19 protein-coding genes and 1 pseudogene are annotated in these 23,097 nt (G+C 26.6%); 2 read left to right on the forward strand and 18 right to left on the reverse strand.

Annotated elements, in window-relative coordinates; translation table 4 throughout:
- The first annotated feature begins 47 nt into the window (after positions 1-47).
- Positions 48-923 carry a hypothetical protein gene (locus tag SALLE_RS04670; protein WP_115558463.1) on the forward strand — a complete coding sequence of 292 codons (876 nt, stop codon included), beginning with the start codon at positions 48-50 and terminating at the stop codon, positions 921-923.
- A 145-nt stretch (positions 924-1,068) separates the two neighbouring features.
- On the opposite strand, the gene SALLE_RS04675 is transcribed toward SALLE_RS04670, so the two are convergent.
- The 12 genes and pseudogenes from SALLE_RS04675 to SALLE_RS04735 all read right to left on the reverse strand — a co-directional run bounded on the left by SALLE_RS04675 (position 1,069) and on the right by SALLE_RS04735 (position 14,003).
- A complete protein-coding gene (locus SALLE_RS04675) occupies positions 1,069-1,821 on the reverse strand; it encodes a hypothetical protein (RefSeq protein WP_115558464.1) in 753 nt (250 codons plus the stop codon).
- Positions 1,822-1,856: 35 nt separating this feature from the next.
- Entirely contained in the window at positions 1,857-2,591 is a 735-nt protein-coding gene (locus SALLE_RS04680; protein ID WP_115558465.1) for a hypothetical protein, read from the reverse strand.
- Between the two features lie 2 nt (positions 2,592-2,593).
- Complete coding sequence (locus SALLE_RS04685) at positions 2,594-3,316, reverse strand: hypothetical protein (RefSeq protein ID WP_115558466.1); 723 nt, start codon at positions 3,314-3,316, stop codon at positions 2,594-2,596.
- 65 nt (positions 3,317-3,381) lie between these two features.
- Positions 3,382-4,860, reverse strand: coding sequence for a hypothetical protein (locus SALLE_RS04690; RefSeq protein ID WP_115558467.1), 1,479 nt, complete (start codon positions 4,858-4,860; stop codon positions 3,382-3,384).
- Between the two features lie 179 nt (positions 4,861-5,039).
- Entirely contained in the window at positions 5,040-5,777 is a 738-nt protein-coding gene (locus SALLE_RS04695) for a hypothetical protein (protein WP_115558468.1), read from the reverse strand.
- Between the two features lie 212 nt (positions 5,778-5,989).
- Positions 5,990-7,285: a hypothetical protein gene (locus tag SALLE_RS04705; protein ID WP_115558470.1), complete on the reverse strand. Its 1,296-nt coding sequence runs from the start codon at positions 7,283-7,285 to the stop codon at positions 5,990-5,992.
- A 16-nt stretch (positions 7,286-7,301) separates the two neighbouring features.
- Positions 7,302-7,898 (reverse strand): hypothetical protein, encoded by a 597-nt coding sequence (locus SALLE_RS04710; RefSeq protein ID WP_115558471.1) that lies wholly within the window; start codon positions 7,896-7,898, stop codon positions 7,302-7,304.
- A gap of 602 nt (positions 7,899-8,500) precedes the next feature.
- Positions 8,501-9,211 (reverse strand): hypothetical protein, encoded by a 711-nt coding sequence (locus tag SALLE_RS04715; RefSeq protein ID WP_115558472.1) that lies wholly within the window; start codon positions 9,209-9,211, stop codon positions 8,501-8,503.
- A gap of 33 nt (positions 9,212-9,244) precedes the next feature.
- Positions 9,245-10,675 (reverse strand): hypothetical protein, encoded by a 1,431-nt coding sequence (locus SALLE_RS04720; protein ID WP_115558473.1) that lies wholly within the window; start codon positions 10,673-10,675, stop codon positions 9,245-9,247.
- 50 nt (positions 10,676-10,725) lie between these two features.
- Entirely contained in the window at positions 10,726-11,448 is a 723-nt protein-coding gene (locus tag SALLE_RS04725; protein ID WP_115558474.1) for a hypothetical protein, read from the reverse strand.
- Between the two features lie 277 nt (positions 11,449-11,725).
- A pseudogene (locus tag SALLE_RS04730) lies at positions 11,726-11,980 on the reverse strand (family 1 glycosylhydrolase); the annotation flags it as partial.
- A gap of 139 nt (positions 11,981-12,119) precedes the next feature.
- Positions 12,120-14,003 (reverse strand): hypothetical protein, encoded by a 1,884-nt coding sequence (locus SALLE_RS04735; RefSeq protein ID WP_115558476.1) that lies wholly within the window; start codon positions 14,001-14,003, stop codon positions 12,120-12,122.
- A 59-nt stretch (positions 14,004-14,062) separates the two neighbouring features.
- On the opposite strand from SALLE_RS04735, the gene SALLE_RS04740 reads away from it, so the two are divergent.
- Positions 14,063-14,941: a hypothetical protein gene (locus tag SALLE_RS04740; protein WP_115558477.1), complete on the forward strand. Its 879-nt coding sequence runs from the start codon at positions 14,063-14,065 to the stop codon at positions 14,939-14,941.
- A gap of 146 nt (positions 14,942-15,087) precedes the next feature.
- Here SALLE_RS04740 and SALLE_RS04745 read toward each other — a convergent pair whose 3' ends face one another.
- The 6 genes from SALLE_RS04745 to SALLE_RS04770 all read right to left on the reverse strand — a co-directional run bounded on the left by SALLE_RS04745 (position 15,088) and on the right by SALLE_RS04770 (position 23,015).
- Positions 15,088-15,813, reverse strand: a complete 726-nt coding sequence (locus SALLE_RS04745; RefSeq protein WP_115558478.1) for a hypothetical protein — start codon at positions 15,811-15,813, stop codon at positions 15,088-15,090.
- Positions 15,814-16,526: 713 nt separating this feature from the next.
- On the reverse strand, positions 16,527-18,191 hold the full coding sequence (locus SALLE_RS04750) for a hypothetical protein (protein ID WP_115558479.1): 1,665 nt from the start codon (positions 18,189-18,191) through the stop codon (positions 16,527-16,529).
- Positions 18,192-18,433: 242 nt separating this feature from the next.
- The gene (locus SALLE_RS04755) at positions 18,434-18,862 is read right to left on the reverse strand and encodes a family 1 glycosylhydrolase (RefSeq protein WP_342768169.1); all 429 of its coding nucleotides are present in this window, start codon (positions 18,860-18,862) and stop codon (positions 18,434-18,436) included.
- Positions 18,855-19,061: a hypothetical protein gene (locus tag SALLE_RS04760; protein ID WP_115558481.1), complete on the reverse strand. Its 207-nt coding sequence runs from the start codon at positions 19,059-19,061 to the stop codon at positions 18,855-18,857. The genes SALLE_RS04755 and SALLE_RS04760 overlap by 8 nt, the downstream gene beginning before the upstream one ends.
- A 180-nt stretch (positions 19,062-19,241) precedes the next feature.
- The gene (locus SALLE_RS04765; protein WP_115558482.1) at positions 19,242-21,560 is read right to left on the reverse strand and encodes a PTS sugar transporter subunit IIABC; all 2,319 of its coding nucleotides are present in this window, start codon (positions 21,558-21,560) and stop codon (positions 19,242-19,244) included.
- A 3-nt stretch (positions 21,561-21,563) separates the two neighbouring features.
- Entirely contained in the window at positions 21,564-23,015 is a 1,452-nt protein-coding gene (locus tag SALLE_RS04770) for a glycoside hydrolase family 1 protein (protein WP_115558483.1), read from the reverse strand.
- Positions 23,016-23,097: the final 82 nt, after the last annotated feature.

Below are 23,097 nucleotides of genomic sequence, written 5' to 3' on the forward strand. Positions count from 1 at the left end.
TTCCTTTCAATGTTATTGTATACTATAAGTGTTAAGGAAAAAAGTATTTGCGCGATTTTGTAATTAAAAATTTTTATAAGATATTAGGATTTATTAATTTCTTAATAATTTCAATATTTTTTATTTTCTATTTATTTTTTTCTAGTAATGGTATTAATCATGCTAAACAAAAAATGAACATGGTTAATTCAGATAATCTAAGTAATTTGCTAGAAAAAAATGAGTACTACATCTTGATTAACAATAAAAATGCAAATCGTGTTGAAAGTATTCTAAATGGCATCTATCAGGATGCGTTTAATTTTATGCAAGAAGGTCTTAATATACCCGAAAATAACGTATGAATAAAATTTCAAGAATCCACTTTATACCAAAAATACAGCAACGAATTAAATTACTTTGACTTTTTCTTAGAAATTTTAAATCTGCCAATTTTATATTTAAATTATCAATCAAAAAGCTTTCAAAAAAATGACTTTGAGGCAGTTTTTGATTTAAACGCAATTTCTGATTTAAAATATCATTATAATAAAAACAACATTATTAATCATCAATTTTGAGTTAATAATGATATAGATAGCAATTATTTTCTATATCAGAGTAGTTTTTTAAATCAATCAGTTAAATCATTAATCGGGATAATAAATCATGACATTGAAAATTCTGATAATAAAATACTTTCTAAGAAATATTCACAATCAAAAAATTATTACTTAACTAAACGTTTAGATAACTTTGAAATTTTTTTGAAAAAATACGAGATTAAGAATTATTTAAATAATCTATTAATTAGTTGTTATATTACAGCCATCTGAATGGCACTATTGATTATTGAAATAATTTATGTAATCACTTTGCTAATTTTTTTAAGATTTTCAGAGAACTATTACTTCCATAAATATATTCAGGTAATTGATCGTTAAAAATGAAAAAAATTCCCAAAAGGGAATTTTTTACTACACTTTCAGAATATTCACAGTGATGATCAATTAAAAAACGAATTTTAAATATTTCGTATCAGAAAGGTTTTTATTTTTAATTTTTCCATTTTTAATTTTATTAAATTCATTATTCTTGCTTTGAATCTTCTCCAAATTTATGAAAAGCTGCAAATGAACTATAAAATAAAATCATCAAAATTAATAAGATTGAAAAAACGGTAGAAATAATTGAAAATATTTTATTGCCGTTAGAATCAAAAATTTCTATTGCCCCTGTTTTGGCAATTTCAAATTGGGTTTTAATTTCTTGAGTTCAATTAGCTTCACTAAAATCAGTGAACTGGTTAAAGAATTGGGATTCAAAACTACTTGTGAAAGTTTCTGACTGAATTATAATGAAATTTTGAGCAATTAGAAAAATAATAGCTGGGATTAAAGTATAAAAAGGGATTAAACTTCTTCTAAAACTAAAGAATAAAGAATTATTTTGTCTAGAAAATCCAATTACATAAAAATAACTTAGGATTGCGGGTCAGGCAACAGATAGTACCAGCAATATTAACGAAATTATTAAAATAGACCAAGTTGTGATTCCATCCTGAAATGCGAATATCATCTTCGAAGGACTGAACGTCACTTTTTGGCTTATATCTATTTCTTTATTTGTAAAACCATTAAAAAAACTATTCTCTACGCCTGGTAAATCTTTAATAAATTCTTGTCCTCCACTCAACCATAAAAATCAAGCAATATTAATAATAAGCAGTAAAACAACCATGCCAATCAAGAAAAAGTAATAAACATTTCATTGTTTTGGGTTTAAAAATATTTTTTGGATTCTTAAAGAAACTTTTTTATTTTCTATTTGATTTTCATTCATATATAATAATCCAACTTTCTAAAGTATAAAATTTTTTAACTATTATCAACACTATTTTTTAAGCAATTATTTTCTCAATCTTTATTAATGATTTTCTTAGCAAAAATTAGATTAAACATTGTTGCATAGAACCAAGTTGTGATTCCCAATCCTAAAAATATAGTCGACGTTAAAATCAAGGCATCTATTTTTGCTTTTAAAATAATTTTTAACTCTGCTACCACAATTTGAGTTTGACGCTCTAGTTCTTCTACACCCAAATTTTCTGCTAAAAAGTTTTTATCAATCTTTCGCTCAAGAGTTTTTTTAAATATCATTTCATAAAAATCTTCATTTAAGTACATTAAAAATTGCCAAAAGCAAAGAATGAAAAAGAAAATAAGAAGACTAAATCAATAAATACTTTTAACAAATGTATGATCATATTCCCTATTTCAAGACTTTTTCATCGGTAAGATAAAGTAGATAAAGACGCTTGCCATTGGCATCATTAATCAAGAGCACACATTTGTTTCAAGAAGATTACTTGGAGGAACTCACTTATTAAATGGTGTAATTAAATTTCATGAATAAAATACAATTTGAATAGGTTTGCCATCTTGATTTGTAAAATTATTAAAAAAGTCTTTTTGAACTTCGCTTAAATTATTGACATTTATATTTTCCCCAATAAGATAAAAATATGTACTAAGACTAAATATTGCCCCTAGGCTAAGAAGTGAAAAAATAAGTCAAAAGCAAATTTTGTTATGTAATTTAAATTTCTTCATTTCTATATTTCTAGCCTTTCATATTTTTCATAGAGAACATCATTTTTATCTTGCTTTCTTTTATCTAATTTGTTTTCAAAGTAATCATGAAGTGACCATAAAAGTATTGCTAAAATAGAAACCGAAGCCAGAGTTATTTCAATGGCATTTTCAATTAATAAATTATTATAATTGAAAGTTTTACCAATGCCTAATTTTAGAATTTGTAATTGTTCTTGAAATTCTGGTGTACTAAAAAAATCTTTACCAAAATATTTAAAAATTTGATTTTCAAAAGATTGATTGAATACATTTTTGTTTAAAGGAATTGATAGCCCAACGATAATAAGGACTAGCAATACTAATTCAAAGAAAGAACTTCAAAAACACCAAAATCTACCTCAAAGATTTTCGAAATTATAGGTTAAAATTTTAAAAATTGGTCCCATGACTAACATCGCGAGTAGAAGAGTTACTGAAAATAATACTCAATAACCCTCAAAAGATTTGGTTCAAAAAAATGATGAATACACACCTTTCAAACTCAGATATGCTGTATTCAAAATAGAAACACCATCTACTTGAAAATTATTAAAAAAATCTTCTTCGACACCAGGCAAATCTTTGATATAAATACGTGAGTTTGCTATATTTATAATTGAAATAAGAATCGTAATAGAAGTAACTATAATAATTATTTGTGTAATAAATGTAGTTGTAAATCTGGATATTTTATTTTTTTTCATTTTTACTCCCATTTTATTACTAGCAATATTTTTAGATTATTATTATTATTATTATTATATAATTATTAATTAATTTTCGTATTTTTTTGAGAAATATTTTTATTTCTAACTCAGAAATACTGAGTGATAAAGAAAATGCATATAGATGCGGCGGCTAAACTTATAGTCAGAAGTGTTATCACAATTGGATTTAGTTTTTGCTCATACAAGATTTTTAGACCATGAACGGCATTATTAATTTGATAGTCTAAATTTTCTCTTCCAACCTCTTTAATTAAAAAGTTTTTTTCAAAAGCAAAAAAAAGATTATCTTCAAAAGCTATTTTGTAACTTTCAGGACTAAAGAAAAATATTAGTTGAATTATTATATTAGCTAAAAAAATAAAGCAAATAATGTTGTGAATTAAAAATACCTTGTGACTATCTACTTCTTTTTTATAAGGTCTTAAATGAAAAAAATTCATTATAGATAAAATTCAAAGTGGAATAAAAGTTAAAAAAAACATTCAAGTTGGTCCAATAATTCCACCAATCGAGTAAGAAGAAAATAATAAATTAGGATAAAATTTATAGTCATTAATAATTTCACCTTTTTGATTAATAAAGCCATTAAAGTAATTACTTTCTACAAGCGGGATGTCTTGAATTTTTACTGAATCAAAAAATAAAACTGATCAAAATATCATTGAAAGTACCGATAATATAAGAATTGATCACACAAGTGATAAATAATATTGCTTTTTGATTTTAAATTTTGGCTCATTTATAAGTAATCCTGATTTTTGAAAATCAGCTTCACTCATTTCACTGGGGTGTTTATCTTGGATTTGGTTTTCAGAATCACTCATTAATAAATTATTTTGAGATAAAGCATTTATATCGTTTTCTTTATTTCTTAATCCAAGATAATCTTGTAAAAGACAAAATAAGATAGCTGAAATTGTGAGCAAGCCAATTATAATATATGAAATATTTATCCCAAGAAATTTTTTATATCCAAATGCCTCTAGCACTGAATTTCTTAATATATCAAGTTGTTGTTGTAATTCAACGGTATTAAAGAAATCTCTACCAAAGTAACCATATGTTTGCACCTCAAATACTTTTATAAAAATATTTTTATTAATTGTTAGCGCAAAACCAACTAATAAAATGATTATTAAAAATATTGAAATTATTGCTGAAATCCAAAATCATTTTCTACCAATCATTTTATCTCTTCAATGTGAAATTATTAATGGTATAACACCCACTCAAAATAAAATAGTAGTTAAGCAAAACATTAAAGTTCTACCACCATAAAATATTTTGCCCCCAAATGGAAACAATAAATATTTAGAATTTAGCACTGCTATATTTGATATATCTTCACCATTTAAAGTAAATCCATTAAAAAAATCTTTTTCAATTCCAGGGAGGTCTTTTATATAAATACTTTTATCAACTAGTATTTGAAAATAGATATCTGATAAAAGCATCATAAATATTCCAAGAATATATGCAGTTATAATAAAAGCCATTTTTTTCTTCTCTTTTTTTGTCATTTCCTCACCCCCTTTATAGTTAAAATAAATTATTTAAAACCTGAATTCTATATTTGCAATTGATAATTATTTTTGAATCCTTGATTTAAATCTATCAACATTGTAAATACAAAGTTCTGAATCGCATAGCTTCGATGATTAAGTTTTATAGAACAATAAATATCTTAGCAATAAGATTTTTAAACTTCTAAGCCAACTTCTTCCTGGTAAAGAACATCATTTTTGTTATTAAGTCTTTTTTTAAATTTTTTATCCAAATAAGTATAAATTCATCAAGCAATTATTGTCAAAGCAGAAATAATAGCAAATAGGATTGCGAATAGGATTGCGAATACACTACTAATAGCAAAGCTATTATAATTAAAAACTTCATTAATTGATTCTCTCAATATTTGTAATTGACTTTGAAGTTCATCGGTATTAAAAAAATCCTTACCAAAATATTTAAAAATTTGATTATTAAACGATTGGTCAAAACGAGCCCCGCTGAAAGAAATTAAGTATATAACTATTAAAAAAATTGATAGTATAAATTCGACTACTGATTTTCATATCAGGGATTTTTCACTTCATACCTTTGATGGAGGGCATCAAGCAAGTCAACTTATCGGACCTCATAGCAAAAAAATTCAGAAAGTACTTAAAAATAGCATTAATGTGTGACCGGAACTAAAATCAGAAAAGCCCAAAATTGATGAATATACCCCTTCTGTGCTTAAGTATGCTTCTTTGTAGATACTTACACCATTTACTTGAAATTCGTTAAAGAAGTAATTTTCAATTCCGGGCATATCCTTTATATAAACTTTTGACCCTCCAATTATAAAAAACGGCAACGATGCAATAATCACACTGATCATCAAAATCAATTGATAGGCAATAGTTATTTTATGTTTAGGAATTTTTAGAATTTTCATTTGTACTCTCCTTGATAATTTCTTTACTTTCTTTTTTACGACCTTTGAATTCGAAAATAAAATAGTGCACTATTAGTATTAAAATAATTGTTATTGATATTGAACAAGTCACTAATAATAAAATGCTCATTATTGTAAATTTTGTTCCAATAATAGTTAGAAACATCAACCTTAAGGAGACATCATCAAAAACGATGAATCTCCTTTTTTAATTAATACCTTAAATTTTGTAGATTATTTTTGGCAAAAACAAATTTACTAAATTCATTTTCAAAATTTTCTATGCTATCAAATTCTATTCCACAAGTTTTAAAAAAAATTGTCTTTATTCAACCATTCATAGATTCTGTTGGTGCGTTATGTTTAAAACCCGCTTTAGACATCGACATGATAAAGTTATTTTGTTTTTCTTCGAAATTTTTAACTATAATTGAGGCATTTGCTCTGCCGCGATCAGATTGAATAATTGCATCATTGAAACTATTTTTCAAACAATATTTGTGTACTTGTTTTATAACATCCAAAACAATTTGTGCATTTTCGCTGGTACCAAATTTTCATCCAATTACTTTGCGACTGTAGAAATCATAGGCAATTTCACAAAGTAATTCAACTTTCTTACCATCAATTAATAGCTTTAATACGGTTCCATCAATTCCGATTTTTTCGCCGCAATTGTTAGCACTAAAATTGTTTTCGATCAAATCAGCTCTAATGGTTTTTTCCATTAAATCGCGACCTAGAATTTTGCTTCGCTTGAATCGGTAAGGGCTTTGAAATTTAAATTCGTTATCTTTCATTATTTTTAGAATTGTTTTAACACTAACTTTAATGTTAAAAACAGATTTAATTCATAATTTAATGTTTTTAGCACCCGATGATATCTTGTTTTCTTTGAAAAACTCATTTATCAATTGAATAACATCGTGCTTAATTTTACTTTGAAAAATCGGTAAAGTGCTTGAATTAAATTTATAATCATTTTTAGAAATATTGTTTAATAATAAATTATCTTTTTTAAACTTTTGATATTTGCTTCGAGAAACCTTGGCAATTTTGCACATTTTGGCAATTGATAAAACTTTGCGAAATTCAATTTCATAAATTAAACAAAAAGCTTTGTACTTATACTCCCTCGTTGCTTGAATCATCATCACTTGTTGGCGGCTGTAATTCATGCAAGAGGGCATGCACTTTTCCATGAACTCTTTTTCAATCTGTAGTTTTAAAAATTCCTCATCTTTCTTTTTTAGTTGTTTTTGTAGCTCTTCTATTTTGTCTGTTAATACTTTATTACTAACATCTTTTTTCAAAATATAATCTCCTTTGCAAGATAATTTATTTCCTGCATTCTTTATGGATTGATTATACATTGAAACTCATAATTTTATAAGTTGTGGACCAGATTTTATATCATAATCTTTTGCAAGTTCACTAGCACTAAATCCTTTATTATAAAGTTCAATAATTAATAATTTTAATTCCTGAGAATATGGTTTTTGGGGCAAAAAAATCAACCTTTCTTTAGGAAACCATTTTAGGTCTCCTTAAGGTTGATGTTTCTGTTTCCAAACCCTTTGCTGTTTGTTCTATTTGCCAATTAAGTTTTTCTACTCCAACATTTTTTACTAAATAATTTCTTTCAAAGAAAAAATCAATATGTTTAGCAATTGTAATTTCAAATATTTTTGGATTTAAAAAAAATATTAACTGGATAATTATATTTAATGTAAATAAGAAAGTAAAAAATCCAATACCTCCAACAACTAATTTATTAAAGCCACTTTTTTGGATTCAACCAATCATCGTTAAGATAATTGTGCAAATAATTCAAAATGGTAAAAATGTAATATATATCATTTCATTATCGCGGGCGTTTCCCAATTTTCAAAATGACATTATCATTATAGCTGGATTAATGTATGGCCTTTTAACTGGGTTGCCCGCCTCGTTAATTAAACCATTGAAGAAATCCTTCTCAAAATATGGGATATCATAAATTAAAATTTTTTTATTTCACAAAGAGAAATACAATACAACACTTAATACTAGTGACAGTAGTGAAGAGGCGATAAAGGCGTATAGAAAAAATTTTTTAAAATATTCAAATTTGGTTTTCATTTTTGCGTCTTTCTATTGTGACTAATTTTGATTAATAATTATATACTCTATGAAAGCTAATAACTTAATTATATACTATTCATATTTAAATTAACACATTATAAAGTTTATTTAAATATGAAAAAAATAACGCCGGTGCGTTATTTTTGGAATACTCTAAACATTTTCTACATTTGATTAAATTAGTTTTTGATATCAATGAAAAAAATATCTTTAAAAATAGTTTTAGTTCCCTGTCCCAAATCATCTTGGTCTACATAAATTAGACCATAAAGTTATGAGATTTCACTAGTTCATTGAGAAATTACATCAATTGTAGTTCATAAAGTATAGTCCAAACCCTGTACTCCATCTTCATTAATAGTTTTGCTAGTTCAGTGATAGGCTAATGTAAATAATTGATTCGATAATCATATTATTCTTATCTAAAATCTCAACAACTTTAATGCCGTTTTTCAGCCACCACTAATGGTAAGTTGTAATAGAATTAAAAATTATTCATAGCATAGCCAATTCTTGGTGGATCAATTTGTCATCCCCATTCTGATGCTTTTAAAAATGGGTTCAATAAAAACTCTTATAATATCTTAAAAAAGCAAGGCTTATTCATTTCCGGCATTTTTACTAATTATTTTTTTAGAAAATATTAAATTAAATACATCTGCATAAGCTAATAAAAAAATTCCAAATCCCATAAATATTGTTGTGGTTAAAACTAGGGCGTCAGTTTTAAATTTAAGTATATCTTTAAGCCCACTAACTGCTATATTTATTTGCGAATTCAATTCTTCTAATCCCAATTCATCTAATAAAAATTTATGATTAAAGTTTTGGTAGATTGTTTTTTCAAACATTAATTGATAAAAATCAAAATTAAAATAGATTATAAATTGACAGAAGCAAATTATAAATATAATTATCAAAAAATTATAAGAGTAAATTTTTTTAATATAAAACTCATCAGGCTTGGAAAATCAGGTATTTTTCAATCCAATAGGTAAAATAATTATAACGCAAAGCATGATTATTGAGAACTCAAAAATTCAGAATGTGTCAAAAAAACCTCCAATTTGTACTAACTGACTAAAGGGGTTAATAAGGTGTCGCGGTTGAAAAACTGTATAATCTAAATCATAATTCCACTGATTTATAAATCCGTTAAAAAAACTATTTTCAACTCCAGGAATATCAATAACTCTCATAGTTTTACTGAATAAAAACCAGTAAGTACTAAAAGTTAATATTGCACTAGTACTTAAGAATGCGAATATTAATCAGAATAATATTGAATTATGTAATTTAAATTTTTTCATATGCTATCCTTCCATGATATTTATTTTTAGTTTTTAAATTTTTGATTTTGGTATTTGTTCGGGATTTAAATCCTTATCTTTTTTTAAAAGATAAGCTGTGTTTCAGGTCATAGCCACCCCGATTGTAATTGCAATTAAAACTATTTGAGAGATTACAAACGCATCATATTTAGGAGCTATTAAACTCTGCAAACCTTTGGCGGTGTCATTAATTTGGCTTTCCAAAGTCTTTAATCCAATAGTTTTTATTAAATAATTTTTTTCAAAATCAGCATAAACAGAGTTTCTAGCAAAATTTTCATAGTTTCTAAAACTCAAGAAACCCGACAATTGCAAGCAAATATTAACTAAAAAGATAATTAAAAAAATATTTACTCAAAAAATTAAACCATTATTTACCTGACCTTTGTAGTATTTGTGAATAAACATTACATTAACTGATGCTCAACCTCAAAGAGGTAAAAAAGTTAAGAAAAACTTGAATTTTCAACTGCTAATTGGTATAAACCAAAAAGAAGTTAACAATCCTTCCATTCTTAAATGGTCTTTACCCGCTCTTCGACCACCTTGATCGATAAAACCATTAAAGTATTCTTTCCCAACAAAAGGTATTTCTGACAACTTAAAAGTTTCCAGCGCGAACATGAAAAATAAAACAATTGTAGAAATAGTAAGTATAGAAGTGAATAACAGTAGGACAAAAAAGTATTTTCTATTGACAACTTGTTTTGAAGAAAACCAAATATCTTCTTCTGAAACTTCAACTGCTGCCGGAATTTCTAGTTTTGCTAAATCATCCATGTTTTTGAGATTTTTGATTATTAAAACATCTTTTACCATGCAATAAACAATTGCCAAAGAAGATAATAAAACAAAAACCATTCCCAAGGAATTAAAAATAACTCCTTTTGAAAAACCAAAACTTTCAACAACTGAAGATCTAAAAATATCTAACTGTTCTTGTAGTTGTTGGGTGTGAAAAAAATCTTCACCAAAATACCTATAAATCTGCTGATCAAAAACTTTTGTATAAGTATTGATATTCATTGGTAAAGCAAATCCCACTCCCATCAATATTATGAAGGGCAATAAAATTACTCCATTAAATCAAAAAAAAGTTCTTTTAAATACGTCGCTTCGTAATCTCAATGATGCCAAAGGTAAATAAACAAAGATTGCCAAAATTACGATTATACTAGTCAATAAATACGGTCCAGGTTCATATAATGATTTTCCAAAAGGAAATATTAAGTATTTACTTGTGACATAAGCTTTATCATAAATATCATTACCGCCAACTATAAAGCCATTAAAAAAATCTTTTTCAATATTTGGCAAGTATTTTATATAAATTTTTTTTGAAAATCACATATATACCATTATTACTGAAAATAAAAGCGTCAAAGCAAATAGCAAATATGTAATCAAAAGAGAAATTAATCAATGTTTTTCATTTTTAGTCATATTATTTCCCTTCTAATCATTTTATTCATAAATTTATAAAAATTTATTTATTATTCTATTAATTCATTTCTAATTTTTGTCTTTCTTTTTTTGAAAAAGTCTTTTTGTCTGAAAAAGAAAAAGAACGAAATAATAATCAACTCTATAAAACATAAAACAATAATTATAATTGCTAAAATGTGAAATTTATTTGAATAAATTTCATTTAAACCTTGAACCGCATCTGCAATTTGACTTTCTAAAATTTCCCCTCCAATTGTTGATGATAAAAAATTTTCTTCATAATAAACATTTAAATATTTTCTAAAAGTTATTTCCATAATATTAGGACTCAAAAACATTATTAACTGAGCAATTACGTTTATTAAAACAAGCATTAATACAAAACTAAGTCATAAAACTTGTTTATCATTAATTTTATTTTTTTTAATTCTAGGTATTTCAAAAAGTTCAGCTAATGCAAAAATTGCAGGTAAATAAAAAGTTAATGTGTACATTACTTGCACATTTATAAGTCCTTCTTTTCCAAATGAAGCCAATGCAATTGATAATTTAAATCTTCTAAATTGTAGTTGTTCTCCTTTCTCATTTAAAAAACCGTTAAAGTAATCTTCTTTGACGTGGGGTATTTCAAAAAGAAATTGACTTTTCCCTGCAACTAAAAAACACAAAATAAAAATCAGAACAGATAAAAATGCAGCTGATAAAATTATTCAAATATAATATTTGTTCAATTTTGATGTTTCTTGCTTTGTAATTATTTCAGCTTTCATTTCCGATCCTCCTTGGACTATAAATAAAATAGATTATTTAAAGTTTCTTTTTTGAGAAAGTCATAATGAACTACAAAATTAAATAAATGCAATTAGAAATGTTATCTCATATGTTTTATTAATATTTAAAGTAAAATTATACTTCATTTTTAATTAAGTATTATATACTCTATAAAAACTAACAACTTAATTATATACTATTGATATTTAAATTAACACATTATAAAGTTTATTTAAATATGAAAAAACAACGCTTAAGCGTTGTTTTATAATACTCTTAAAAATTATTGCCATTTAATTTAATTAGTTTTTGATATCAATAAAAGCCATCTTTTTTAAAACGCTTTTTAGTGCTCTGTCCTAAATCATCTTGGTCAACATAAATTAAACCATAACATTTTGACATTTCACTAGTTCCATGAGATATTGCATCAATCGGGGTTCATAGGGTATAGCCTAAAAATTCCACCCCATCTTCGCTAATAGCTTTACTCATTTCATTAATAATTTGACTTAAATAATCAATTCGATAATCAATGAAGAAATGTCTAACTTTTTTCAGGAAACCATTTTGGGTCTTCCAAAAGGAGATATTTTTAAATTATTTTATTGTTTATCTATATTTTATTTTAAAGACTTAATTCTGTCTCCCTATTTTTTAATTACCTTTTCTAATTAATTGATAAATCAATTGTTGTTTCCTTACTAAGCCATTTACCACTAAAAAATATAATTGAGCACTTTTGAAAATATCTATCAGAATTATTTCCTTCATAAATAAATATTTTGTAATCCTCATATTCACTCATAAATGGAACCATTTCATGCAGACAACTATTAATTAAAATTTGATTTTCAAGATGACTATTTTGTGAATTAATTTCCAACTTATCAAGCTCAGACTTAATTCCTTCAATTTCTAGTTCATTAACATCGAAAACAATTTCACCCCCTTTTAAGAGATTGGAATTTTGAATTACACTTAAACAAACGCTGTCAGTGTAGTAGAGAAAATCATTTCTTGATGATGTTGTTAATTCAAAATCAACGCCCTCCTTTAAAACCGATAGTCTAAAATCAGTTAATAGAAGGTCCTTGATTAAGTCAATAATTGATTGAGATGTTGCCCCTGCATAAATATTAAGTGTTGGAGCCAAAAAATCTTTTACTTCATCAAGTTTTATATAATCCATTTTTTTAACAATGCTCTTAGACTTTGGTGAAAAGAAAAACGAATTATCTGCTGGTATGATTTCCACACTAGAATTTCCGTTAAAGGTAGTCTCCAGATTTTCTGTTTTTATTTCTACTTGATCTTTAATATCAATGTCTGAAGATAATAAATCTAAAGTTAAATTTACTTCTTCTTGAAATTCTTGAATTGTAGTTACTCCCAATTGAATTTCGATATTTGAAATATCATTTTCAATTACTTGTAAATCAAGCTTAGGGACCTCGAAAGTTAACTTTTCTCCTATTAGATAGTAATTACCCGGAATAATTTGTAATTCTACAGTATCTGTTGGCATGAAATATTGAAAATCTGTATTTGATACTAAAGTGTAGTCAAAACCTCTTTTAGCTTGTGGAACCTCTGATAATATAGCGGTTTCAATCTGATTTAAAAATAATTCTTGATTTGTTTTAAAATTGAAATCAAATGATTCAATAGTTTCCTTTAAATCTTTAATATTATAGGTTTGAACAACAAACTCAACATCTTCACCAGTTAAGATTCGCGAATCTTTTTTAGCAACTATTTTTACTTTATCTCCCTCTCTTAGTGAGTTTGAGCCTGATGGGAATTCAAAAGTGTAGTCTTCACCCTTTTTGGCATCAAAAACATTAGTTTGTATGACTTTTTCAAGTCGCGTTTCTACATCTACTATTTTCTCATTTATTCTAGGAATTGATTTTTCATAATTAATGGTATTTATGTCAAAAATATTGATTTGTACAACAGATGCTCCTCGAACTATTCTTGATTTTGGTAAAGAAGACACAGTAATAGAATCTCCTTTTGAAAAAGACAAATCATTTTTCATATTATAAATTATTTCATAATCGGTTTTTAGTTTAATTCCCCTTATTTTTGCTTCCAAAAATTCAATTAATATTTTATCAAAAGTATTTTTGTCTTCTCCTGGTAAAGGCTTTATTAAATTTAATTCTTCATCTAATTCCGATAAGCTAATTAAATTTGTTGCTTTATTGATTATTTTTCCATAGATTTTATCATTATCTTTAACTGGTTTGATATAGACTTGATCACCAACCGTGAATTCCGCCTCTTTATTAGTAGCAATTATTTCATAATGAGTTTTATAAATTAAATCTTTAGACCAATTTTCAAAAATACTAACAACTTCATCAATATAGTCGGTTACAAGATCTTTTGGTCGGGGCTCACGGATTTGTGTCTCAATATCAGCCATATTTAACATTTCTACTTCATCTTCAAAAATATGCTTAACTTCTTTAGAACAAGATAAAGTTAATACCGGGGATGAAGTTATTGAAATTATTAATGATAGAGATAATAATAATTTTTTCATTTTATATATCTTCCTTATGATTTTATTATATACTATATATGAACAAGGACAAATACAAAATGAAAAGTTTTATCAAAAATTATTGATTTGCAATAGCGCCGTTTATTAATTTTTTACTTATATTAATATTTTTTATCTTTTATTTATTTTTTGCAAGCAACGGAATAAACTTTGCAAAAAATCAAATGCAATTAATTAATTTAAATAATCTAAAAAATTTATTAGAAGAAGATGAATACTACATTGTTATCAATGAGGGCAATGAGTCTCGAGTTGAAAGTATATTGGATGGGGTTTTTCAAGATGCATTTAGTCACTTAGAAAACGGTTTATCAATTGTCAAAGACGATGAATGAACCGTATTTATTGAAGAATTTACCTCTTTTCAAAAATATGAAAATAACTTGAATTACTTTGATTTTGCATTGGAAATCTTAAACTTGCCCACAACCTTTCTAAGTTATCAATGTGATAGCTTTCGAAGAAATGATTATAAGGCGGTTTTTAGTCCGAAGGCAATCGCCAGTCTAAACACTCAATACTATGAAAGTGATATCATAAATAATGAATTTTGAGTAGATTTTGAAACTGATTATAACTATTTTGTTTATCAAAAGATATTTACCGAGCAAATGGTTAAAACTCTAATGGGAATAATTAATCAGGATTTAGAAACACCCGAAAAGAAGATTCTTTCCAAAAATTATAGTCAATCAAAAAATTACTACTTAAATAAACGATTAGAAAATTTTGAGATTTTTCTCAAAAATTATGAAATTAAAAATTACTTAAATAATCTTTTGATTAGTTGCTATATGACAGTTGTATGAATGCCACTATTTATAATTGAAATAATTTATGGATTTGGATTAATGTTTTTCTTAAGATTTTCAGAAAACTATTATTTTCATAAGTATATTCAAGTTATTGATCGTTAAAAATAAAAAATGTTCTTACTTATATGATAGTGTACACCTAAATAAAACATTTTATGCATTATTTAATTAATGCATTAAAATAGTTACATATGGGTGTACACTCTCTATGTTGAGAGCATTTTTTTTCTATAATAAAAAACCAATTTTTAGGCTTCGAAAGCTGGCTTTTCTTGATAAAGAACATCATTTTTGTTATTACGTCTTTTTTCTAACTTTGTATCTAAATAAGTATAAATTCATCACGCAGTAATAGTCAAAGCAGAGATAAGAGCAAATGTGATAGCAAAAGCATTGCTAATAGCAAAACTATTATAATTAAAAACTTCATTAATTGATTCTCTTAATATTTGTAATTGACTTTGAAGCTCATCTGTATTAAAAAAATCTTTACCGAAATATTTAAAAATTTGTTCATCAAACGCGCGATAAAAAACTCCCCCACTTAAGGAAATCGAGTATATAACTATTAAAAAAATTGATACTGTAAATTCGACCACTGATCTTCACATAAGGTTTTTTTTACCTCAAAGCTCTGATGGATGAAATCAAGCAAGACTAGTTATCGGCTCAAAAAGCAAGGCAATTAAAAGTCCAGTACACCAACACATTAATATATAACCCGAAATATTATTAGAAAAGCCAAAAATTGATGAATATACCCCTTCTGTGCTTAGGGATGCCGTTTTGTAGATACTTACTCCATTTACTTGAAATTCATTAAAAAAGTAATCTTCAATTCCGGGCATATCTTTAATAAAAACCTCTGACCCTCCGATTAAAAAAATAGGTAAAGATATTATGATTACGCTGATTATCAGTACCAATTGATAGGAAATAGTTATTTGATATTTTGGAATTTTTTTAATTTTCATTTATGTTCTCCTTGATAGTATACTTACTTTGGTTTTAGCGCTTTTTAAATTAAAAAATAAAATAGTGCGATATTAGTATTAAAATAATTGTTATTGATATTGAACAAGTCACTTACAATAAAATACTCATTATTATAATTTTTTTTCAATAATAGTTTTTAAAACCTCAGCTGTTTGTTCTATTTGTTAATTGATTTTTTTGCTCTAACATTTTTTACTAAATAATTTCTTTAAAAGTATAAATCCCTATTTTTAGCAATGTTAATTTCAAATATTTTTGGATTTAAAAAAATATTAACCGAATAATTATATTTAATGTAAATAAAATAGTAAAAAATCAAGTACCTCTAACAATTAATTTATTTGAGTCGCTTTTTTGGATTCAACCAATCATCGTTAAGATAATTGTGCAAATAATTCAAAATGGCAAAAATGTAATATATACCACTTTATTATCTTTGGCACTTCTCAATTTTCAAAATGAAATTATCATTATTTTAGATTAATATAGGGTCTTTCAATTAAGCCATCATTCTGATTGAATAAATCCTTTTGGAAATATGCGATATCATAAATTAAAGTTTTTTTTATTTCAAAAAAAAATAATACATGACTTAAGACTAACGACAGCAGTGAAAAAGTGATAAAAGTGTTCAAGTAGTTTTCTTAAAATTACCTATTTAATTCTCCCTTTTAAAAAAGTTCGATACAAATTAAATGTAAAATAAATTATTTAAAATATTTATTTTGTTCATGAAAATATCTTCAAAAATAGTTCTCCAATAATTTTTATCATTGTAAGAATATTCGTTTTCGAAAATATTTAAATTAGATTTAAGTTCATTTATCTTTTTTTCATTATCGAGTCTTAAATTAATATAGAAATCTTTTAAATCATCATCACCAATTTTATCATAATTAGCGGAAGAATTTCTTTTGATAAAACTATTTTTTTGAATTAAATTACCGTAAGAAAAAACATCCTCAACATCTGAGTAGTTTAAATCTAATTCACGATTAAACATTTCAATATCTCTATTTTTTATTTTTAAAAGGTTATTGTAATTAATTAGATTATTTTTTTCTAACATTAATAAATATACTTCATTATCAAAACTTTTAATTTGCGAAGCAATAGAGTTTTTCTCTAAAAAACTAGTATTTAAAGAATTAGTTTCAATCTCTCTAGTTTTAAATTTAAATCCATATTTTATTTCATTATAATTATCAGTTATTTTAGTCATTGTATGAATCGTATTAAGCATTGTCAGTATCGCCAAAGCTTTATTTAAAGCCTTAGAACATTTATCGGTAATTTTTATGAAATTTCTACTAAGAACTCCATTTTGTTTATATGTTCCCATAATTCTTAATGCAAATCTTCCATGCAAAATAAATATTTGAATGCGTTCAAAAGCTTCATATTCTCTGCTGCCTAAATTGTCAGTCGCATTTCTAAATCCCGCAGCCGATTCTTTAAAAGCGATATTGCTTAAAATGGCTGCAGGCATAAATCAAGCACATCACATTGATAAGGCAACGGCAGCAACGGTGCTACTACCAGTACCCATTACTCAATTATATCTTGTAGTTAAGTCGGCAAAATTATTTCAACTATCGGTTGTCTCTTCCAATAACTTTGAGTCTAATCTATTTATATTGTCAATTTGAGAATTTAGCTCAGCAATCGATTCGTCTACATCTCTTGTCTTTTCATCAATTTCTGAAACACGTATTGTGTTTTCTGCTACTACTTCATTGTTTCCCAAAAATTCCCTTCGCATAATTTCCTGCTTAATTTTCTTTAAATCTAGAAGTCCTTGAATAACCTTTATAAAAGACTCTCTGCAGTTATAAATATACTTATATTTTTCTACATTATTTAAATTAGATCATTCATCAAAATTATACTTAAAGAATTCTATTTTCATGATTTGATCATAATCATCTGAGCTTACTAGATTTTCGTATGCTAAAATATTTTGAAATAAAATATTTTTTACAAAACCAATTTGTTCACGAACTTGACCTTCGCTATAATTTCGAGTTACCAATCTGGAAGAAATTTCATTTTGGATTTGTAGATTGACATCTATAAAATCGCTATTTTGAACCATACTTTTGTGAAACGAATTGGTGCTAACCTTTTCTAATTCATTTAAATACAAAGCAATCAATTCTTCTTCAATGTCAGCCTTTTGAAATGAGGAAATAACTTGTTGTTTTGAAGTAAAATTATAATTATTTTTTAATAAAATTTTAGGATTATTATTGTGTGATAAAGAGTTTGCTAAAATCGCTGAACTAGAGGCCACTAGCGCCAAACTACCAAAAACTCCTAATCATAAATATGTTTTTTTATTGGATTTAATTTTCATTTTCGCACTTTTCTATTATGACTTATTGAATTTTATCAAAAAATCATGAAATTTGATTTTTAACTATATCAGCTATTAAATAGAAAATTGCAAAGTAAATTTATGCTTTATTCTTGATTAAGTATCATATACTCTATAAAAGCTAACAACTTAATTATATACTATTCATATTAAAATTAGCAAAAATATAAAATTTAAGTAATATGAAAAAAACAGCGCATGAACGCTGTTTTTGCACCACTCTAAACATTCTCCCCATTTGATTTAATTAGTTTTTGATATCAATAAAAACTATCTTTTTTAAAACGTTTTTTAGTACCTTGTCCTAAATCATCTTGGTCAACATAAATTAAACCATAACGTTTTGACATTTCACTAGTTCCATGAGAGATTACATCAATTGGAATTCATAAAGTATAGCCTAAAACCTCTACTACATCTTCATTAATAGCTTTACTCATTTCATTAATATGTTGACTTAAATAATCAATTCGATAATCATCATGGATTTCATTATTATTATCTAAACTCTCAACAACTCCAATACCGTTTTCAGTCACCACTAATGGTAAGTTATAATGGGAGTACAAATCATTCATAGTATAACGAATTCCTTGATGATCAATTTGTCATCCTCATTCTGAAGCTTTTAAAAATGGATTTTTACTCAGTAGATAAAATGTTTATAATTTCTTTTATTTTAGGATCTTTTAAATTCTCTTCACCCATAGCCGTAACTTTCTCAATGAGCAAATCTAAATCCAAATTTATACTTAGATTTTCAACTCCAGTGTAATTAATAAGTTTTGAATTTTTAATTCAATCTTTAATACCGGCATTTCTTAAATTTTCTATTCCATATTTTTTCATGCTATACCAACTATTCTTTCCAAATCATTATTGATAATGTAAATATAATACATTAATATTGTGTAATTTAAAGGCAACACTTCCACCATTACTCTTTAATTACATAATATTAGTAATTAAATATAAGATGACCAAAGTGCAATAAAAATATTTTTTTTGAAGGTTAACTATATCTTTGTATTAAACTCCATAGTTTAAATTTAAAGACTTAATTTTATTTTCATATTTTTTAACTACTTTAGTTTTAACTTTTTCATTTTTAAATTCTAGCGAGTCAATCAAGTTATTGATTTCCCCAATTCATTGATTTTGACAAGTTGTTAATTCCTTTAATTGCAAATCCAAATCATTTTTTATACTCAAAGCCTGGTTTTCTAAAGTGGTTAGCAAAATTTGATTTTTCTCACTAGTTATTGATGTTTTTGAACTAGTTTGAGTTTTATTAACTTTGTTAAGTTTTTCTTGGTTTTTTTGTCCTAAGATAATGTTATTTTCTATTTGGTTAATGAATTCTTGTTTAGCCTGAATTGTTAAGCTAATTTCATTTAAAGCATCTAAAGTTACTTGATTATTTTCTTTAACTTGATTTTTTAAATGTTTATTTAAGTAAACTACACTTTTGAATTCATCTGGTCGTTCACGATAAGTTAATAATGTAAATACCAAGGCTAAACCAACGACTCCAAATCCTAAGGCTAAATAAATTCAAATGTTTGCAATGCTATTAAATCCTAAAGCCGAGAAAACCCCATTACCAGTATAATTGTTCATTTCTAAATTTAGTAATCCAGCAATGAAACCACCAATTCCAGCAGCTGTACAAGCACTAACAAATGGTTTTCCTTTTGGCAATGTTATGGCATATAATGCTGGTTCGGTAATTCCAAAGAATGTTGCAATCGGAAAAATTCCATAAGCATTTCTTTTGAAAGCTAAATCTTTACTGCGAATTGCAGCTCCTAGAACCGCTCCCCCTTGACCAAAGGCTGCTAGTCCCACACAGACAAAGTAGATTGAAGCTTCACCAGTATTAATCATTGACTGCATTACAATTGTTGATAAAGCTAAATGAGCTCCAGTTAATACTAATGGTTGTAATAAGAAGGCAACAATTAGTGGTCCAATTCCAAAAGGAATTTTTAAAGATACCAAAACCCCTTTTGCTAATAGTTCTTCAAATAATGTTACAAATGGTCCTACTACAAAGAAGGCAACACTAATAGTTACCCCAACACTGACAATTGGAGTAAAAATATTTGAGACACTGTCAGGCATTCATTTTTCTACTCATCGATTTAGATAAGCATAACCAATAACAGCGATAATATAAATTAATACTGAATTTTCATATCCTTTTCAACTAATATTTCTTTCCCCAAACACATTTGCAATAATAGGTCATTCAACTCCAAATAATAAACGACTTGATAGAGTTAAACAAATTAATAAAGCTAGAATGGGATTGGCATTGAAATATTTAGCAGTGGTGTATCCAAAGAATACTCCAAGTAGCATAAATCCAACTCTTGAGTTAATGATTAGGAAAGCTGAGAAAGGATCTAAATCACCAAGTCCTTCTCATCCTGGTTTGGCTCATCCCAGTTGTTGAAATAAAGCAGCCACCCCACTACTCAGTCCGGTGTAAAACATTAATGGTAAACATGGTACAACAACTGCTACTACAAATTGTAGTAAACGACGATACCAAACAATTTTGGTTTTCCCTTGATTGGTAATAGTTTTACTGCCGTGATTCATTAATTCATCAATTGCGTTTTTAACTTTACGAACCTCAGATCCAATAACAATTTGTAGTTCACTACCGTTTCATACCAAACCCTTAACTAATCGGTTTTGACTTATAGCTTCACTATCAACTAAATTTTTATCTATAATTGTGAATCTTAATCTTGTTAAACAGTTACGATAATCACTAAAATTCTCTGGACCTCCAACTTGTTTTAAAAAGTCACTTGCTGCCTGATTAATTATTTTGGCTTTAAGAGCAGATTTCTTAAGACTTACATCATCAGCTTCTAAAGTCAACTGACCAATCAGGGTTCCAGCCTTAACAACTCCACTGGTTAATGTTTTAGTTAGTTGATATTTTTTTAAAATGTCTTCTTCAATTACTAAGGCAGTTTGTGAAGATATATTTTTATTTTTGAGAAGCTTTAAATCAACATCAACAATCTTATCAGTTAATTTGAATTTTTCACCAACTTCTTTGTGAGTTGAAAAACCTTGACCATTTAATTTAACAGTATCAATTCCAATATGCATTAATAAATTAATATCTTCATTTTGAAAATAAATGGCGTGTTTAGTTTCAAAAATCATTGGAATAGTTCCTGATTTAAATACTGGATAGAAAGTATTACTTGACGGAGTTATACAAAAACCATCCCCTAAACTTTTGCTAGAAAAGACTTCATCATCCATTGCGGTGATATCATTAATTTCCCCATCACAGGGAGCATATAATTTAATTACTTTCACAATCTAGTCCTCCTTAATTGTGGTATCTCCATTTGACTTGATTACTTTTTTGTATCATTCAAACGAAGCTTTTTTGATTCGAGATTTAGTACCATTGCCATAATCATCTTGGTCAACGTAAATCAGGCCATATCGTTTTGACATTTGATGTGTTGAAAACGAGATAATATCAATAGCACTTCAAGTTACATAACCAAGACACTCAACCCCATCAGCGACTGCTGATTTTATTTGTTCAATGTGATCTGATAAATACTTAATTCTGTAAGTATCATTAATCATTTTCAAATCAGGATTGTCTTCCTTAACCCCCATACCATTTTCTAAAATAAATAAAGGTTTGGCATAACGATCATATAAATCTAACATGGCAATTTTTAAACCAACTGGATCCACTTGTCAACCTCATGCGGTTTTCTCTAAGTACTCATTAACCCCAGTGGCCATAACATTTCCCCCAGTTACTTTTTCATCTTCTCTAAAAGTTGCAGTTCCTGACGAATAATAACTAAAACCAATAAAGTCAGCAGTATAATTTTTTATTAATTCCAACTCTTGTGGTGTAGTTCTTAGTTTAACTTTTAAATCACTGAAAAGTTTTTCTGTATATCATGGGTACTGTCCCTTCAAAAAGACATCGGCAAAAAAATAGTTTTCTTTTTGCATTTTTTGATAATTTTCTAAAACATCTTTGGGATGACAAGTTAGTGGATATGATAGCATTCATCCTAACATAGTTCCAAATTGATTATTAGCATCAATTTGTTTTCCTAATTGAATTACTTTAGCGTTAGCAACAAACTGATTATGAAAGGCATTGTAAGATTCATTTATTAAATCTTTGGTGTCATCATAAATAGCAGTATTATCAAAACCCAAATGATTAAATTCATTAAATGGTACCCAGTAATTAACCTTACCTTTAAATTTATTCATTACCACCAAAGCATAGTTAACAAAGAAATCAATTACTTTTTTGTTAGCTCAACCCCCGTAGTTTTGCGCAATCCCTAAAGGGATTTCATTATGTTGGAGAGTGAATAAAACTTTAATGTTATATTTCAAACACTCGTTGACAATATTTTCATAATATTTTAAACCCGCTTGATTTGGTTCTTTTTCATCTCCGTTAGGAAAAATTCTTGTTCAAGCAATTGACATCCTGAATACTTTTAATCCTAACTCCGATAATATTTTAATATCCTCTTTGTAAGTTTGGTAGAAACCAATTCCATTACGCTTTGGAAAGTAGTAATCATTTTTGGGATCCAAGTACTTAGCAATTTTTTCTTTGGTCATCGTAATTCCCTCAATGACATTATTGACATCAAAGTTCTTATCAATTGGTCAAGCATCTGCTGTTGAGATTCCTTTACCATCAACATTGGTAAATCCCTCAGCTTGATTGGCAGCTATTCCAGCTCCTCATAAAAAATTCTTTTTTAATTCTTTCATTGTATCACCCACTTTTATTATTCACCCAAAAAATGATTTTAAAACCAAAAATTCTTTTTGGGAAAAAGTTGGACTTGTGGCA

It is taken from the genome of Spiroplasma alleghenense (assembly GCF_003363775.1).
Classification (GTDB): domain Bacteria; phylum Bacillota_I; class Bacilli_A; order Mycoplasmatales; family Mycoplasmataceae; genus Spiroplasma_B; species Spiroplasma_B alleghenense.